At 36.1% G+C, this 14,741-nt stretch carries 17 protein-coding genes and 2 pseudogenes; 10 read left to right on the top strand and 9 right to left on the bottom strand.

All coding sequences use genetic code 11. The features are described from left to right. Positions 1-322 precede the first annotated feature (322 nt). Positions 323-1,933 (top strand): NACHT domain-containing protein, encoded by a 1,611-nt coding sequence (locus M72_RS03150; RefSeq protein ID WP_055067147.1) that lies wholly within the window; start codon positions 323-325, stop codon positions 1,931-1,933. A gap of 301 nt (positions 1,934-2,234) precedes the next feature. On the opposite strand, the gene M72_RS18190 is transcribed toward M72_RS03150, so the two are convergent. The 3 genes from M72_RS18190 to tnpA all read right to left on the bottom strand — a co-directional run bounded on the left by M72_RS18190 (position 2,235) and on the right by tnpA (position 3,284). Continuing rightward, entirely contained in the window at positions 2,235-2,531 is a 297-nt protein-coding gene (locus tag M72_RS18190) for a transposase domain-containing protein (protein ID WP_055067146.1), read from the bottom strand. A 111-nt stretch (positions 2,532-2,642) separates the two neighbouring features. Next, on the bottom strand, positions 2,643-2,795 hold the full coding sequence (locus M72_RS18185; protein WP_416389696.1) for an IS66 family transposase: 153 nt from the start codon (positions 2,793-2,795) through the stop codon (positions 2,643-2,645). A 117-nt stretch (positions 2,796-2,912) separates the two neighbouring features. Then, complete coding sequence (gene tnpA / locus M72_RS03140) at positions 2,913-3,284, bottom strand: IS66 family insertion sequence element accessory protein TnpA (RefSeq protein ID WP_055067145.1); 372 nt, start codon at positions 3,282-3,284, stop codon at positions 2,913-2,915. 108 nt (positions 3,285-3,392) lie between these two features. Here tnpA and M72_RS18030 point away from each other — a divergent pair. Both M72_RS18030 and M72_RS03125 read left to right on the top strand, forming a co-directional pair. After that, positions 3,393-4,672: pseudogene (locus M72_RS18030) on the top strand (IS110 family RNA-guided transposase). A 430-nt stretch (positions 4,673-5,102) separates the two neighbouring features. Further along, positions 5,103-6,497, top strand: coding sequence for an IS3 family transposase (locus M72_RS03125; RefSeq protein ID WP_082413753.1), 1,395 nt, complete (start codon positions 5,103-5,105; stop codon positions 6,495-6,497). 209 nt (positions 6,498-6,706) lie between these two features. Here M72_RS03125 and M72_RS03120 read toward each other — a convergent pair whose 3' ends face one another. Together M72_RS03120 and M72_RS03115 are read right to left on the bottom strand one after the other, a co-directional pair. Beyond that, a complete protein-coding gene (locus M72_RS03120) occupies positions 6,707-6,982 on the bottom strand; it encodes a hypothetical protein (protein WP_055067144.1) in 276 nt (91 codons plus the stop codon). Continuing rightward, a complete protein-coding gene (locus M72_RS03115; protein ID WP_055067143.1) occupies positions 6,979-7,410 on the bottom strand; it encodes a hypothetical protein in 432 nt (143 codons plus the stop codon). The genes M72_RS03120 and M72_RS03115 overlap by 4 nt, the downstream gene beginning before the upstream one ends. A 135-nt stretch (positions 7,411-7,545) precedes the next feature. Between M72_RS03115 and M72_RS17505 the strand changes: the two genes are divergently transcribed. The 4 genes from M72_RS17505 to M72_RS03100 all read left to right on the top strand — a co-directional run bounded on the left by M72_RS17505 (position 7,546) and on the right by M72_RS03100 (position 10,959). Further along, a complete protein-coding gene (locus M72_RS17505; RefSeq protein ID WP_055067142.1) occupies positions 7,546-7,767 on the top strand; it encodes a hypothetical protein in 222 nt (73 codons plus the stop codon). Positions 7,768-7,869: 102 nt separating this feature from the next. Next, on the top strand, positions 7,870-8,163 hold the full coding sequence (locus M72_RS17500; RefSeq protein WP_261291778.1) for a hypothetical protein: 294 nt from the start codon (positions 7,870-7,872) through the stop codon (positions 8,161-8,163). An 82-nt stretch (positions 8,164-8,245) separates the two neighbouring features. Further along, a complete protein-coding gene (locus M72_RS17495) occupies positions 8,246-8,389 on the top strand; it encodes a hypothetical protein (RefSeq protein WP_261291777.1) in 144 nt (47 codons plus the stop codon). A gap of 617 nt (positions 8,390-9,006) precedes the next feature. Beyond that, the gene (locus M72_RS03100; RefSeq protein WP_055067141.1) at positions 9,007-10,959 is read left to right on the top strand and encodes a hypothetical protein; all 1,953 of its coding nucleotides are present in this window, start codon (positions 9,007-9,009) and stop codon (positions 10,957-10,959) included. Positions 10,960-11,110: 151 nt separating this feature from the next. Here the strand turns inward: M72_RS03100 and M72_RS03095 are convergent. Continuing rightward, a pseudogene (locus M72_RS03095) lies at positions 11,111-12,369 on the bottom strand (IS110 family RNA-guided transposase). Between the two features lie 319 nt (positions 12,370-12,688). Here M72_RS03095 and M72_RS03090 point away from each other — a divergent pair. Next, positions 12,689-13,006: a hypothetical protein gene (locus tag M72_RS03090; protein WP_055067140.1), complete on the top strand. Its 318-nt coding sequence runs from the start codon at positions 12,689-12,691 to the stop codon at positions 13,004-13,006. A gap of 133 nt (positions 13,007-13,139) precedes the next feature. Here M72_RS03090 and M72_RS17800 read toward each other — a convergent pair whose 3' ends face one another. The 3 genes from M72_RS17800 to M72_RS17790 are packed head-to-tail and all read right to left on the bottom strand — an operon-like array spanning position 13,140 to position 13,700. Beyond that, entirely contained in the window at positions 13,140-13,313 is a 174-nt protein-coding gene (locus tag M72_RS17800) for an ATP-binding protein (protein WP_314733823.1), read from the bottom strand. 47 nt (positions 13,314-13,360) lie between these two features. Further along, positions 13,361-13,492 carry a hypothetical protein gene (locus M72_RS17795; RefSeq protein WP_314733822.1) on the bottom strand — a complete coding sequence of 44 codons (132 nt, stop codon included), beginning with the start codon at positions 13,490-13,492 and terminating at the stop codon, positions 13,361-13,363. Further along, a complete protein-coding gene (locus tag M72_RS17790; protein ID WP_314733820.1) occupies positions 13,443-13,700 on the bottom strand; it encodes an ATP-binding protein in 258 nt (85 codons plus the stop codon). The genes M72_RS17795 and M72_RS17790 overlap by 50 nt, the downstream gene beginning before the upstream one ends. 269 nt (positions 13,701-13,969) lie before the next feature. Between M72_RS17790 and M72_RS18180 the strand changes: the two genes are divergently transcribed. Then, the gene (locus tag M72_RS18180) at positions 13,970-14,140 is read left to right on the top strand and encodes a hypothetical protein (RefSeq protein WP_405560102.1); all 171 of its coding nucleotides are present in this window, start codon (positions 13,970-13,972) and stop codon (positions 14,138-14,140) included. Beyond that, on the top strand, positions 14,104-14,211 hold the full coding sequence (locus M72_RS18175) for a hypothetical protein (RefSeq protein WP_141652688.1): 108 nt from the start codon (positions 14,104-14,106) through the stop codon (positions 14,209-14,211). Before M72_RS18180 ends, M72_RS18175 begins: the two co-directional genes overlap by 37 nt. The last annotated feature ends 530 nt before the right edge of the window (positions 14,212-14,741 follow it).

Below are 14,741 nucleotides of genomic sequence, written 5' to 3'. Positions count from 1 at the left end.
ACAGAATTGGATTGACTACTGATGATGACGGAGATAGTATAAAAATATATTTTTGAGATAAAATTGTAAAAATAAACAAACTTATTAATAGAGAATAGGAAGAAGATTAAAAAATGGCAACCGATGAGTACCAGAATAAGATTGCAGATGGTATTGATGAATACTTGCAGGGGAAATAAGATTACGTCTGTGACTAGAAAGATCTGAATTAGATCAATGAAATACGGAAATGAGAGATTCCAGTGTTGACATAAAAACATCTTGAAAAAATATATATTGTTACAAGAAATATAAAAGATTATCAGCCGTGAAAGGATGAAGATTGAACATACTACATATTTTACATAAAATAGATATTACAAAATTATTGTCAAATATAGCTGCATTGTATACGATTGCACAAATTATATATATTTTTTATCGTATATATATAATTAGAATATTGAAGAAAATACGTCCTCTTTCTTTAAGTGAGGAAGAATTTTGGAATTATACCCATTATTTTGTAAAAAGCCGTCTAAAGAAAAATAGAAAAATATATGGATTTAATAAATTTATAAACCAAGTGCTTATAAAAGGTCGGAAACAATTTATTTTAATTTTAGGAGAGGCGGGGACAGGAAAATCAACATTTTTAGTGAATTTGTATGCAATATTTAAATGTAAATTTTTTAAAAGAAACTATGACATCGAATATGTTCCCCTAAAATTATCAAATTCATTAGATTTGATTGATGCAATAGAAAATAAAGGAGCTACTATATTATTGTTGGATGCCTTTGATGAAGCTTCTGAAGCAAATAAAAATCCACAAGCTTTTTTTGAAATGCTGGAGGAAAAAACAAAATGGTTTCCAAAGGTGATTATTACATCACGTAATAACTTTTTTGATAATGATCAATTTTTAAATAGGGATATTGGCATAGATCGGGTACTTACACTTCAAAATGAAAAATATGAAATATTTCATATTTGTGATTTTACACATTTGGACGTTATTTTTTATTTGATAAGAAAGTATAAATTTCGAATTGATAAATATATAAAAGCACGTAGAATTATTTATAAGTGTGGGAATCTGGCATGTAGACCTGTTATTATTAGTTACATGGATTTGTTGATAATAAAAAAAGGTTCGTATCATGGACTGTTGAATATTTATAATGAGATTGTTGAAAACTGGATAAAAAGAGAAGCATTCTTCATTTCTAAAAAAAATAAATCTCTGCGAACGGAAAATGTAAGATATACATTAGAAAAACTAATTAATGAAGCTGCTGTATATATGTATAAAGTTTTTCCAGAAAGAGGTGACTATTATATATATGTTAATGAACTAAAAAAAATAACGAATACTTCATATATAGATTATATTGATGGAAAAAGAAATCGTTCTTTGTTTAATCGAAATGATGATAGATTATATTTTGCACATAGGTCGATTTTGGAATTTTTGCTTGCTTGCAATTTCGCGAAAATAAATTATAGATATGATAAAAATTTGGATGTAATGAATTTATTCTTAAAAGAATTTGCGCAAAATAGGCCAACATCTATATATCATGCTCTCTTTTTTGCTGGATATCAGGGGAAAAGAATGAATATTAAAAATGAAGAATCAAAAATGATTTGTGATGAATATATAACTTATCAAAACTTTCATCAAGTATCTGATATCGTAAATTGGGCATATAATTCTGTACGGTATCCAGTGTTCTTTCAACAAACCTGGTATAAAAGGGAAAAAATATCTATTGCAATAGAAGCATGTGCAAATGAAATGTGCAAAAAAATAATATCAGATAAAACAGAAATAGAAAATTTGACGGAAATTACCAGCCAGTTGATGAAAAAAATTCGTTATCAAATGCAAGAAAATATGTTATTGAATATATCTGTTCACATAGTGTCAACTTTGGATAAAGATGGTTAGAAATTAGATAAAATTTTATAGTAAATGCAACCATGAAAGTGATAAGGGCTTGTATTTACTTCGAAAAATTGTAACTGGCTGAAAGAACAATTTGTATTATTAACATTGAAGTAAATGAATGGAGAAGCGTCCGTGAAAATAGAATTTCTTTGTGAGAATATTTGTTCTGATTTGCGATATGCATGTAGTATCAAAGGCCTGGTCTGGGAAGACGACGGATTGGTAAGCCCTCAATTGTGAGTACCACGACAAAGTACCCCCCTGCATTACTGTAGGGTTAAGCTGATTTTGATATATATAATTAAGATTTCTTAAAACGACTTGGACAGTTCTCCTGGACACGTGGTGTCCCTGGAAGAAGTTCATCCATGAATTTTAGATTTGCGTCATTCATGTGCATTGGAATCTCAGGGAGAAGTAATTCGAAGTATTGATAAACATTCAGGTAATTGGCTTTCGCAGTCTCAACAATACTGTAGATCATTGCACTGACACGGGCTCCGTTTGAGGTCTCAATCAAAATGAAGTTCTTACGATCAAAAGGATGAATTGCCTGTTCTGCATACTTATTATCCGTAGGAACATCGCCATCATTCAAGAAAGTGAGGAGATAGGATTCCTATAGGGCAATGCTTTTCCAATCATGCTATTGAGGGATTTCATAAAGTTGGGACGCCTTGCGTATATCCGCTAGCCGCCGATGGTCAGATCATCGCACTCTCTGCCAGTCAAAGAGAACGATCGACGACCTGGCCTTTTCAGTTGGGCGGTTACGGTATACCCACATGTAGGTTTTCCTTCCGTTTTTGATCTTGTTGTTATCAATACGCATCACCTTAACAGGTGTCTCGTTTGCATGGATGATGTGAAGCCAGCGATAGATCTCGTCCGGAAGTCCTTTGTATCTGTGAGGAAAAAGTCTGGCCAGTTCTTCATCCGGAAGCCGGTGATCGCAGGCAGACCGTCGAGATCAGCATCTTTAAGCATGGCGGACCGCCTTAATGATGGTTACCAGAAATGCTTCTGAAATGTCAGAATCGAATTCGATGGAGATGTTATTGTATGTAAGTTTTGCGATCGAGCGAATCACGCAATTTGTTAGAGCCGAATCGTTAGATACGATTGGAGCAGGAGATGCAGGTGTTTCAGGGATAACGATTGGAACAATGTCCGGGAGAACCTGACTGGCGAGTTCTTCTTTCAGAGCATGTTTCCAGTAGTTGTAAGTGTGAATGGATAAGTTGTTTTGATTGCACCATTCTTTGATAGTCAGCCCGCTTGTTTTCTGATTTGAAAAACGGGTAGTCCATTCGTTCATACGAAGCTGGTGTAATTTTTGTTTCGTGTTCATGAGAGATACTTCCGAGTATTTATTGGACGAATTGCGCGAATCGCACGATTCGAGCTATACGATACAAGAGATATTTTCTCAAAAATATGATATCATGATAAGGTACTTGTGGTCGAGGATTTACGAAGAAATGAATACACTTTAGTCGTAGGTATTGATGTAGGCAGCGAAACCGTTTATTCAAGGGCTTTTGACGGGAGAGGTTATGAGTACTCGAAGAAAGCTTTCCTAATTTAGCAACACAGAAGCTGAATTTGCCAGTTTTTTAGAATTGATGCAGGACACCGCAAAAGACAATGGCAAGGAGGAATTGGTGCCAGGCATGGAACCTACAGGACACTACTGGTTTGATCTTGGAAAGTTTTTACAGGATAAAGACAGAAAGCCGGTACTCGTCAACCAGTATCATGTAAAGCAGTCAAAGGAACTTGATGATAATAACCCATCAAAGAATGACCGAAAAGATCCAAAAGTAATTGCAGGACTGATCAAAGATGGGCGATTTACTTATCCATACCTTCCGGAAGGAGTCTATGCAGAACTCAGGAGTGCTTCAAATCTGAAATTTCAGACACAGGAGGAACTCACAAGGATTTTGAACAGGATTGCAAGATAGTTTGGCACTTATTTTCCAGAGTATAAAGACGCTTATGAAAAAGTGAATCTAAAAGTAGATTGACGATGCCGGAACAGGCGCCACTGACTGCTGATATCAGCGCGTTAGGTGTGGATGGGGTTAACAAAATCTAGCGGGATGCCAAGCTGCGAGGTGCAGGAAAGAAAAGAGCAATAAAGCTTGTGGAAGCTGCAGAGCACAGCATTGGAAGCCGGGAAGGTCTGACTACAGCATGTATGGAAATAAAAAACTTTTGTCAGACTATGAGAGATACAGCAAACGAATGGAAGAACTAGTAGAACTTATAGATGAACTGGTAAAAGAGATTCCATATGTAGAAAAAATGCTCCAGATAGAGGGAGTAGGAATAAAAACAATATCGGGATTAGCAGTTGAAGCCGGAGACATAAGACGTTTTGATAATTCGAAACAGATACAGAAATTAGCTGGATATGCGTTGGTAGAGGATAGTTCAGGGAAGCATCAGGGAGAAACCCGGATAAGCTGACGGGGATGAAAAAAGCTGAGATATTTACTGTTTGAAGCATCGCTGTCTCTTGTAGGTAAGAATGAAGAGTTTAAAGAACTGCACTACTATTACACGCACTGGGAAGAGAATCCTTTAAAAAAGAAGAAACAATCGCTTGTTGCAGTGGCATGTAAGTTTTTGAAAATCGCATATAAGATCCTGACAACGAGAGTTGATTACGATGGAGCAAAGATGATAAGTGACATCAGAAGACCACAAAAACAGATGCTGCAGGTAGCATAACTACTGAACCTTATTGCAAGTGTATCGCGGTTGGAATAAGTTATCAAGGGCACAAAGTGCCGTGGAACGGTTCTACCCTTGACACCTGATCCCAGCCACGATAAAGAAGTAATCAAGAGGTTAAGCTGGAAAGTACCCAAATCCTGTTAGACATGGGAGGTTGACGGCCATAGAAGGGAGGGGATACACAAGGTCATGTAAAACGAAAAATAATGACATTTTACTTCGTATACCCTAATCATCTATGTTTAACACCAGATGTAGAAAAATATCCATGTCAGTGGCTCATTTGACTGAGAATAATAAACTAAAACTTCCCACACCTAAAATGGGATTCGCACATTGAAAATTCAATATTTCAGCTAACAAAATGACGGGAGGGTGCGGACAAAATTCTGGACTACTATAGGGCTTCGAAAGGAGCCTTTTTATGTATTCAAAAGAACAAAAGGATATTGCACTACGGATATATCATCAAACAGAGTCTGTAACTGAAACTATTAGGATTCTAGGGTATCCAACACGTAGAAATCTGTACACATGGATTGCTGAAGAAAATACCCCACCCAAAACAAGGAGAGAATACCCTGTAATTGATAATCCTCCTGATCATCCTCGCAATCCTCCATTAGAAGTAAAATTAGATGCAATTCACCGTTGCTATGAACTCGGAGAAAATATAAAATATGTTTCAGAAGACATTGGGTATAGTAGAGCTAGTATTTATCAATGGCGAAAACGTTATTTAAAAGAAGGTACATTAGGTCTTATGAATCACAAAAACATTACTCCGGGAACATTAGTAGAAGGTTCTGTTTCAAGTACAGATATTTCTTCTGATGAAATAAATCAGTTGAAGGCTCAAATGCAAGATATGCAATTAGAAATAGACATTCTTAAAGAAACGATAAATGTATTAAAAAAAGACCCAGACATCGATCAGAGTGCTCTCAGCAACAGAGAGAAGGCGGTGATAATCGATGTCTTGAAAAATAGATACCCACTGCCATTATTATTACAGAAATTACAATTATCAAAAAGTAGTTATTATTATCAGGAACAATCCCTACAAAAAGAAGATAAATATACACTTTTACGTGTTAGAGTCATTGAATTATTTACAGAGAATAAAGGTCGATATGGTTACAGACGAATTCACGCCCTACTTAAGCGTGAAAATATAATTGTCTCAGAAAAAGTTATTCGTAGGATTATGAAAGAAGAACAACTTGTAGTAAAAATCAAACGAACTCGTAAATATAATTCCTATCAAGGTGAAATATCTCCAGCAGTAGATAATCTAATTAACAGAAATTTTTCTGCATCTAAACCTAACGAAAAGTGGTTAACAGATATAACCGAGTTTGCAATTCCGGCAGGAAAGGTTTATTTATCGCCTATAGTAGATTGTTTTGATGGCTTACTTGTCAATTGGAATATAAGCACTTCTCCAGATGCATTACTTGTCAATTCTATGCTTGACGATGCAGCTAAATTACTATCTGTAGGAGAAAAACCAATCATACATTCAGACAGAGGCGTACACTACCGCTGGCCAGGCTGGATTGACAGGATGGAGAAAAATGGTTTCATACGATCAATGTCAAAGAAAGGCTGTTCACCTGATAATTCTGCCTGCGAGGGCGTATTTGGAAGAATTAAAAATGAGATGTTCTATAATGCAGATTGGTCTGGGGTAAACATCTCAGAATTTATTGGTATTTTAAATGATTATCTTTATTGGTATAATGAAAAAAGAATAAAAAAATCATTAGGATATTTGAGTCCTATAGAGTACAGACATAGACTTGGATTGGTCACTTAGATAGTCCAAGAAAATGTCCGCACCCTCGCCTCCAAATAACAGCACAATTTCAATCCCTATATCCCCGAAGAGACACAACAGTAAGTCCAAAGCCTATTTCTTCAACTGAATATTCATATCTTTAACAGATTTGTTATCTGTTCCCTGTAAGTTGCTAACCGTAACAACATATCTTCATGTTTTTAGATAGTTCAAACTTTTGATAAATATTAATTTTTAGATGAATTCTCAGTTTCCGTTTTGCCGAACTGCTCCTTTTGAAGTTTTTCTTCTTTCATAACATTTGAGAGGATTTTCATTAGTTCTTCTTCACTATATCCGTCAACATTAATTTTTTTATTATTTAGTTTAAGGGTAACTTTGTTAACATCATCTTTCTTTTTGTTAATCCGTTTGGTAAATACCAAAGTAATGATGGAAGCTATTAGGCTTAACAAGGCCGAAAAAATAGGAAGAACATCTGTGAATAAATCAATTAAGTTCATTTGCTAAGTCCTCCTTTGCATATTTTTTCTCCCAGCCATGAAATAATTACTGAAGAAAACACACATAAAGCGGAGGTAATATATACAACTGTAGGTTCGTTGGATGAATTGGTTTTAATAGAAGTATATGCAACCAATTGAAAGAAAGCTGTAAATAGTAATAAGTAAAATAGCACTTTAGATCCTTGTTGATAAATGTTTTCTTTATAAAAATTGATCAAGGAAGGAGTTGTAATCAAAAATGCTGATAGAATTAGTTCACCATCTCCAAACATACGGTTTAGATCAACACTTCCATACCTACAAAGGCTTGTTATAATAGATATAATCATTGGGAAAAAAGCCAAGATAACAGTTCCAACCCACCAGTCAATCATTTCATCATTGTTCTTTTCTTTATCTGCTAAATCATTTTTGGAACTTGACATTTTTCACCTCAGTTCGTAGAAATTATTTATATATATAGCATACTACAAAAAAAGTATAACGTCAATTTGCAATAGTATGCGAAATAAGCATTTAACCTTTGCAAATTTTATTCTAACTGGGTGATAAATCATCTTATGAGCATTCTGGTCACAGGATATCACGGAAAAACCACGGACTTTGCTAAAAACAGCTCCTGTCACAGGACTACGGTTGCCCATTTTCTCAACTTTGGGAAATGGGATGGCTCATTACTTACAGATACTTTAAAACGTTCTGTCATTGAAATTATTTATTCAGAAGCATTACGTACCGGAAAGCCTGTTTTCTGCATTGTGGATAATACGATCGCTTCATAGACAAAGCCTTTGTCACGGGCTCTGCATCCAATTGAAGATGCGTATTTCCACCAGTTCCATTTAAAAGGAAAACAGAATTATGGGTATCAGGCTGTTGCTGTCATGCTTTCCTACAACGGCATAGTCTTGAATTATGCTTTTGTTTTGTACAATAAATCCTTTTCCAAAATCGACATTGTGCAAAACATTGCAGAGGAATTACCGGTTTCTCCGGTAACGTCCTATTTTCTCTGCAACTGCTGGTATGTTTCTGAAAAAATAATTAGTGCCTTTGCGGAAAGAGGATTTCATACGATTGGTGCATTAAAAACGAACCGGACGATTTATCCATTCAGGATCAGGAAGAAACTCAGCGAATTCGCTGCCCTTCTGTTCAGTAACATATTCAGATTTTAACCTTGTGACAGTTAAACGCAAAAATTACTATGTGTATCGGTATGAAGGAAAACTTAATGGTATCGAAAATACTGTTGTTCTTTTGAGCTACTCGGAAAAAGCATTTGGAAATCCGAAAGCATTGCGGGCTTTTCTCAGCACCGCTGTATCATTATCAACCGATGAAATCCTGTCCTGTTGTATGCCGGTGGCAAATCGAAGCATTTTTCTGAAAGTGGAAGGATAAACTGGCTCTGGGCAGCTACAAGATACGTTCTGCCAGGGAATCCGGCGGTACTGGCTACTGATGTCACTGGCATATCATATATGTGTTACAGGGGCAAAAGAATCATGCTTTTTTGAAAACAGATATCAACGGATACACGATATTATCCAACAGGAACAGTATCGGTATCTGTTTCAATGTGCAAGGGAAAGCGATGACTTTGACTCGTTTATGAAATTGGCAGTGTAGTTTTGTGCAATTTTTCAAATTTGCTCGTTTATAGTTGGGTATAAAAGATGTATATTAAATCCATAAGTCATGCTTACTGCTTTATCTGCACGTCGTGGGAGAACTCTGTTCTATTGTCTCCGAAGGTAAATTTATGCAGTCCTTTACAGTTATATAACTTTACATTGTGGTTGGAAAGTTATATAATTATAAATATGGGGAAAAAGTACTAAAAATTGATGATGAGATATATATTAGAGAAAAAGTAAACCCTCAGTTGTGAGTAACACGACAAAAAATTGCATTTCTGTAGGGTAACTGGTTTTAGCAGTTTCAATAAGATCGTAGTTCATTGCATTGGCACTATGAAACTTTTATTGTATATATAATGTGGAAGGAAAGCGTGGAAAATGAGTGAGAAGCCTAAATATATAGCATATCCTTGGTGTACTTATAGTTCTGATGAAATTAGAGATTATTTGAAAAATACTAGACATATTATTTCATCGAATATATTATCTGCCATTAAATGTGATTTTTTAGAAAAAACAGAAAATTTTTCGCTGAAAGAATGGAGAAAATTAGTAAATGAATTAGTTAATAAATGTGAGGTTTGCAGTACAGAAAAGTTAAGAGAGATTTTTGATGGATTGGAAGAAAATTTTGAGGCGAAGGTAAGTGATACTATAAAACCTTTTTCATCCGCGGAAACGAAATACGATGAATTGGTCAAAGATTTTAAGGCGTTTTATCATATTATAGAATTATTTGATGATCTAACAGAATGTGCTAAAGAAATTTATAAGAGATGTGGCTTGGATAAAGAGATGGCTAGCATAAAATGGGTCTCCGATTTAGAAAAGACATCTGAATATTTAACTATAGATGGTGAAAAAACAATAATTTTAAGTTACAGTCAAATTTGTGATTTCACAAAGGTTATTATTTCAGCATTACTTACAAATGAAGATTCGTTGGGAAGATTTAAACGACCGGAATTAGTAGAACAATTGGAAAAAGAGGATCCCAAAGAATATATTAAATGGGCCACAGCAAATGGAATTGATCCGGAAGATTTTTTGGAATATGCTTATGAAAGAAAAATAAATTACGAGATTATTATTAAAGATATATATGCAATTATGGCAGATGTATTGTTTGTACATGAATATTATGATGCCGCGTTTCATTATATTGAGCAGTCAAATATATTGTATAGAAGAGAAACGAAAATTTGGGTAAGAGAAAAACAATATAACCTGTTTAAGAGAGGGGGGATAGCTGCATGGAAAGCGGTGCTGATGAGAGAAAGCGGGATTTTTTTAATGGCACATGAGATACATCATATAGAGTTAGAACGTGAAAATAATGTACCTCTCAATAAATTAGCTGCTTGGTATTTTGGAGAAATGGGAATAGGAGAACAAGGAAACGATGACATATGGAATTCGGTTGCAGGGGGAATAAATAAAAGAAGCCATTTGATTATTCAGGAATTGACGGAGGAGATAGGAAACGATAAGGGTGCCTATGAGTTATTAAATGCAAGCAAACCAGAAATTATGTCATGGACTCATTTTTATAATATATATAGCGAAATACAAAAAAGGATAGATAATGGGGATGAGGGAATTGGCGACATTGAACAAATTATAGAAGAGAGTTATTGTGATTTCATGGCATTATATGATATTTTGGAAGCAGAAAACGATTGCAAATTGGAGGATGCTTTTTTTGCAATTGATACAATAATCAGAATATTAACAATACAAGAAACGAATCATATGGTGACACAGATGATAAGATTTCTTGAAGGAAGGGTAAAGCATATTAAATCAAGGCATATAAGTAGGGTACAGCTTTTTGTAAATTGTGTACTAAATGAAATGTACATGATAGAAGAAGGGCGTGATATAGATCCTGAATTTCTTAAATATGTGCCATTATTTAATGTGTTTATGAAGTTCGCGGATGAATCTGATTTCAAAAAGAAATTAAACGATGGAATAGAATGTATTTTGGAAGGATTAGATGAAATTCATGAGTTTTACTATAAGTCAGCAATATATACAGTGTTTCATATGTATCAGGATGGATATATAACGAAAGAGTTTAAAGGAATGTATATAAAAAGGGAAAAGGGAAAAGAACAATGTACTGGGGTGGTTAATGCAGAAGCCGTGGGTAACGCTGTTACTCATGATGAATTAGTATCAAATGTGCAATTGGCAATGAAACGGGAACAGATGAAGAATCCAAAGCTAGATTTTATGGCGATGGATCCTATACTTCAAGCGCTAAATATAGATGAAATATTACACATATATTCGGAAATGCATAAAAATATAGAAATTGTTCATTAGAAAAATAAGATGTTTTAAGATTAAATTGAGATGGTAGAAGGGAGAACAAGTTTGAAACAAATAAGCAGAGGCCAGTTAAGAAATAGAGGACATGACAAATAAACCGCCTAAGCAGCCGGTTTTAAAAATTGAATATATACACAACACCTAATCAGGAAGTTGTTAAAGGTTCATCTTTGATGATGTAGCCTCGCTGTTTCAAAAGATTAAGTGCTTGTGAAGTGGAAAGAACTTTTTCATTCTTCACAGGACGTGATTCAAGAAAGCCTTCTGGGGTATATGGTTTCAAATCTGTGAGTATGTGCCAGATAGCGGTCAGGATCATACGACAGATGGCAATAATGGCTTTCTTGTGACCACGACGTGCTTTTATACGTCGATACCGAGTGGTAAATTCAGGATGTTTCTTAGATTTGATCTAGCATTTGCAATTTGCACCAAAACTGGTTTAAAATAGGAACCAGCACGGGAAATCCTGGTGAATTTGATTTTATGATTGCTCCGATCATTACGTGGACAACATCCAGCCCATGATACGAGGTTTTTAGCTGTGGGGAAGACAGACATATCACCTCCGATTTCAGATAGCACCTGAATAGCAGTCAATGGGTTCTTATCGAATCCTGGTATGGTTCGTATAAGATAGAGAACGCTTTCATATTTATCACTGAAGCGAAAGATTTCCCGTTCTATTTCCACTTTGTGCATTTCTAATTCATCGATGTGATTTAAGCATTGTCTAAGCTTTACAGCTTGTTCTTTGGATATGGCACCATCAACAGCAGCCTGTATTTCCCCGATAGGAGTTTTACATCTGCCATCAACAAAAGGTGCTACATCAAAAGTTTCCCCGGGGTGTTGTAAAATCTGTTCCGTTATGGAACGTGAAGATTTACCAAATATATCAGAAAAGACATCATCTAATTTAAAGTTAGAAACGGTAAGACAGTTATGGGCACGGTTCTTCTCACCGGTGATCATACAGGTGAGCTTGAAACGGTATCTTACCAAATCCCGTAATTCACGGATGTCAGCAGGTGGAATAAAGGAAGGCTTTACCATTCCACACATATATAAATCACAGATCCACCGGGCATCCTTACGGTCGGTCTTATTGCCTTTTTGAGGCTTGGTATATTTGGGGTGGGAAAGAGTAACCCAGATGTTATTCTTCTCCAGGACGTTAAAAACAGGGATCCAGTACTTGCCGGTAGATTCCATGCAGACATCCGTACAGTTGTATTTAGAAAGCCAGTCATACAGCTCCTGCAGGCCTTTGGAAAAGGAAGAGAAGCGGGCTTGTTTATACTCCGTACGTTTAAGGGAATCCGTGATGCCGATACAGGCAAAGATCCAGGTTTTGTGGACATCAAGTCCACAGCAGTTATTTTTAAGGATTTTAAACGACAATAAAAGTACCTCCTGATGAGTTATGGTTATGAAACTGACAGTGACTGGTCATCCGGCAAAATCGAGTCGACTTTGGAAGAGATAAGTTTACGGGCTACGTTATGCGCCAATCTTTGATGCCTTAACGGATGACCGACAACAAATAAAAATGCGAGGTCGCCGCTATACAGCCCCGCCACTCACCTCCACGTGTTCTGTAGTGTGTCAGTCTTATAGGTAAATAATATTAGAAGGGAACAGAAAAAGAAAATAGAGAGCGAAAGTGCCCAACAAGTTTCATGACGCATTGGTGCCTTTCGCAGAAAGGCGGATTATAAAAATGGACAAATTAACTTTATTATTGGCGGAAGAGGATTATGAATTAAAGGATGAAATAGAGCGCTTGGGCTGTAAGATGCAGGAAAGCCAAAGTGAATTTTTTAATGGCGACATAAGGCTGATAACAATTTTAATTGAGGTTATGCCATGCGTTATTGCAGGATTGACCCCCATTATTGTAGCTGCACTGACAAAATATAAAAAGAGCCGATTCAAATATAAAGGAATCGATATGACAGGATATTCAGCGGAGGAAGTTGAAAAAATTTTAACGATAATTGCTCAAAATAATAATTTGGATGATGAAAAGAAAAAATAGGGTATATAAGCTAGTGGTTGGCATCAATGAAAATAAAAGAGAATATAAATGTCAACATCAAAATGTACATTTTTGATCATTTAAGTATGTACAAGTTTGCTTACTCATTGTCTTGAGTCATGTATTCCCTTAACTAGTAAGATTTTTCGGTTATGTTTATTACATGTACATGGTGCAAAATTCGATCCAGGATTGCATTTGCGATGACTGGGTCATGGAATACATCATCCCAGAAATTAAAATTTATATTTGTAGTCAAAATAGTGCTTTGCTTTTCACCTCGCAGATCAATCAGCTGAAAGAACAGCTTTCAGTCATCTTTTTCAATCGGTAAATAGCCTAATTCATCAATGCTTAACAGCTTATACTTAAAAAGTGCCTTAGCCGGGTTTCCAGCCATTTTTTCAGTTTTGCTTTCTTCAGCGGCTGTATCAGATCATGGCACTTTATGAAGTAGGTGCTGTATTGCTTCTTGGCGGCAGTTATACCGATGGAAGTGTCCAGATGTGTTTTCCCCCACACCACTGGAACCAAGAAAAACGATATTTTCTGCGGCCTCTAAAAAACGCAGTGTTTCAAAATCCCTGATTTCCGGTTTAATAGATGTTTGAAATTCAAAGTCAAAATCCCTTAATTCCTTATAGTGCGGAAATGAACTTACTTTGACAATGGAGCGGATTCTTGCCAGATTCAAAGTGTTGGAACACCACATTAAGATTTGTGTTTCTAATGGTGATAAAAGTGGAATCAGCGGGCTAAAAGCCCGACTTGTCTTCTCCCTCACAGTATCCTTACACTGGAGCTTGCTGCTACAGTGTTTAATGCCAAGTGTGTTAACGCTGTGCCGCGCAACTGACTGTCGGAGGAATTCTTGCGAAACGATGTTAATATCCCGTGGCAGGATATGACTGGATGGATGATACGCCTATACGAACACTGCCTTGAGTCTGTGCACAGAAAGATGTGATCCGAGATTATCTACGGGGTTATAAAGGTACACTGATTACCGATGGCTACCATCCTTATCATACGCTGGCAAAACATAGTGATGATATCGAGGTAGCTGCTGCTGGGCACATGCGAGACGGAAGTTCGCAATACTCATCAAATCCATCAGAAAAGGAGCCGCATTAACCCCAACTCAGAAAGTGGCCGCGGAAGCTGTGCAGCGAATAGATGCTATGTACCATCTTGAAAATTCTTAAGAGATTACCCGCAAAGGAGATGCTGGATAATAGATAAATATCAGTAAAGTCTTTTGTGGATGCTTATTTCGCACGGGTCAAACAGCACAGCTGAAAAACATCAGTAGTGCGAATCTGAAGGAAACAATTAATTATTCTATTAATCAGGAAATTTACTTGAGGGCATTCTTTAATGATGCCGAGAAAAGTATCAAGGCATTCTGTGCAGGTAAGCATTCATGGCACATCATTGATTCGATCAGAGGAGCCATTGCACTGCTTTACAGCATTGATGAAATCGCAAAGGCAAACAATCTGAAGCCATATCAGTATTTTCCATATCTTCTGACAGAGCTTATGAAATATCCCTGGGACAACGTTCTAGGTAACGCTCTTGAAAAGATCATGCCGTGGTCACCAGATTTGCCTGATAGTTGTCGAAAAACCAAAACAAGGTAACACCAGTTATGGGGGCTGTAAAATAAGTCCCTAATATAAGAAACGCCAATTCCGGCAAATGTCGGTTTTGGCGTTTCTTTGTATTAACTTTT

The organism is Roseburia faecis (assembly GCF_001406815.1).
In the GTDB taxonomy this organism is placed as follows: domain Bacteria; phylum Bacillota; class Clostridia; order Lachnospirales; family Lachnospiraceae; genus Roseburia; species Roseburia faecis.
Note: the sequence above shows the minus strand (reverse complement) of the source record. Positions and strands in the feature narration are given on the sequence as shown.

Bases quoted from the DNA above. Each gene is read 5' to 3' on its own strand.
- tnpA (WP_055067145.1), bottom strand. From the start codon at position 3,284: ATGAACACGAAACAAAAATTACACCAGCTTCGTATGAACGAATGGACT.
- M72_RS03125 (WP_082413753.1), top strand. From the start codon at position 5,103: ATGTATTCAAAAGAACAAAAGGATATTGCACTACGGATATATCATCAA.
- M72_RS03120 (WP_055067144.1), bottom strand. From the start codon at position 6,982: ATGAACTTAATTGATTTATTCACAGATGTTCTTCCTATTTTTTCGGCC.
- M72_RS03115 (WP_055067143.1), bottom strand. From the start codon at position 7,410: ATGTCAAGTTCCAAAAATGATTTAGCAGATAAAGAAAAGAACAATGAT.
- M72_RS17505 (WP_055067142.1), top strand. From the start codon at position 7,546: ATGAGCATTCTGGTCACAGGATATCACGGAAAAACCACGGACTTTGCT.
- M72_RS17500 (WP_261291778.1), top strand. From the start codon at position 7,870: ATGCTTTCCTACAACGGCATAGTCTTGAATTATGCTTTTGTTTTGTAC.
- M72_RS03100 (WP_055067141.1), top strand. From the start codon at position 9,007: ATGAGTGAGAAGCCTAAATATATAGCATATCCTTGGTGTACTTATAGT.
- M72_RS03090 (WP_055067140.1), top strand. From the start codon at position 12,689: ATGGACAAATTAACTTTATTATTGGCGGAAGAGGATTATGAATTAAAG.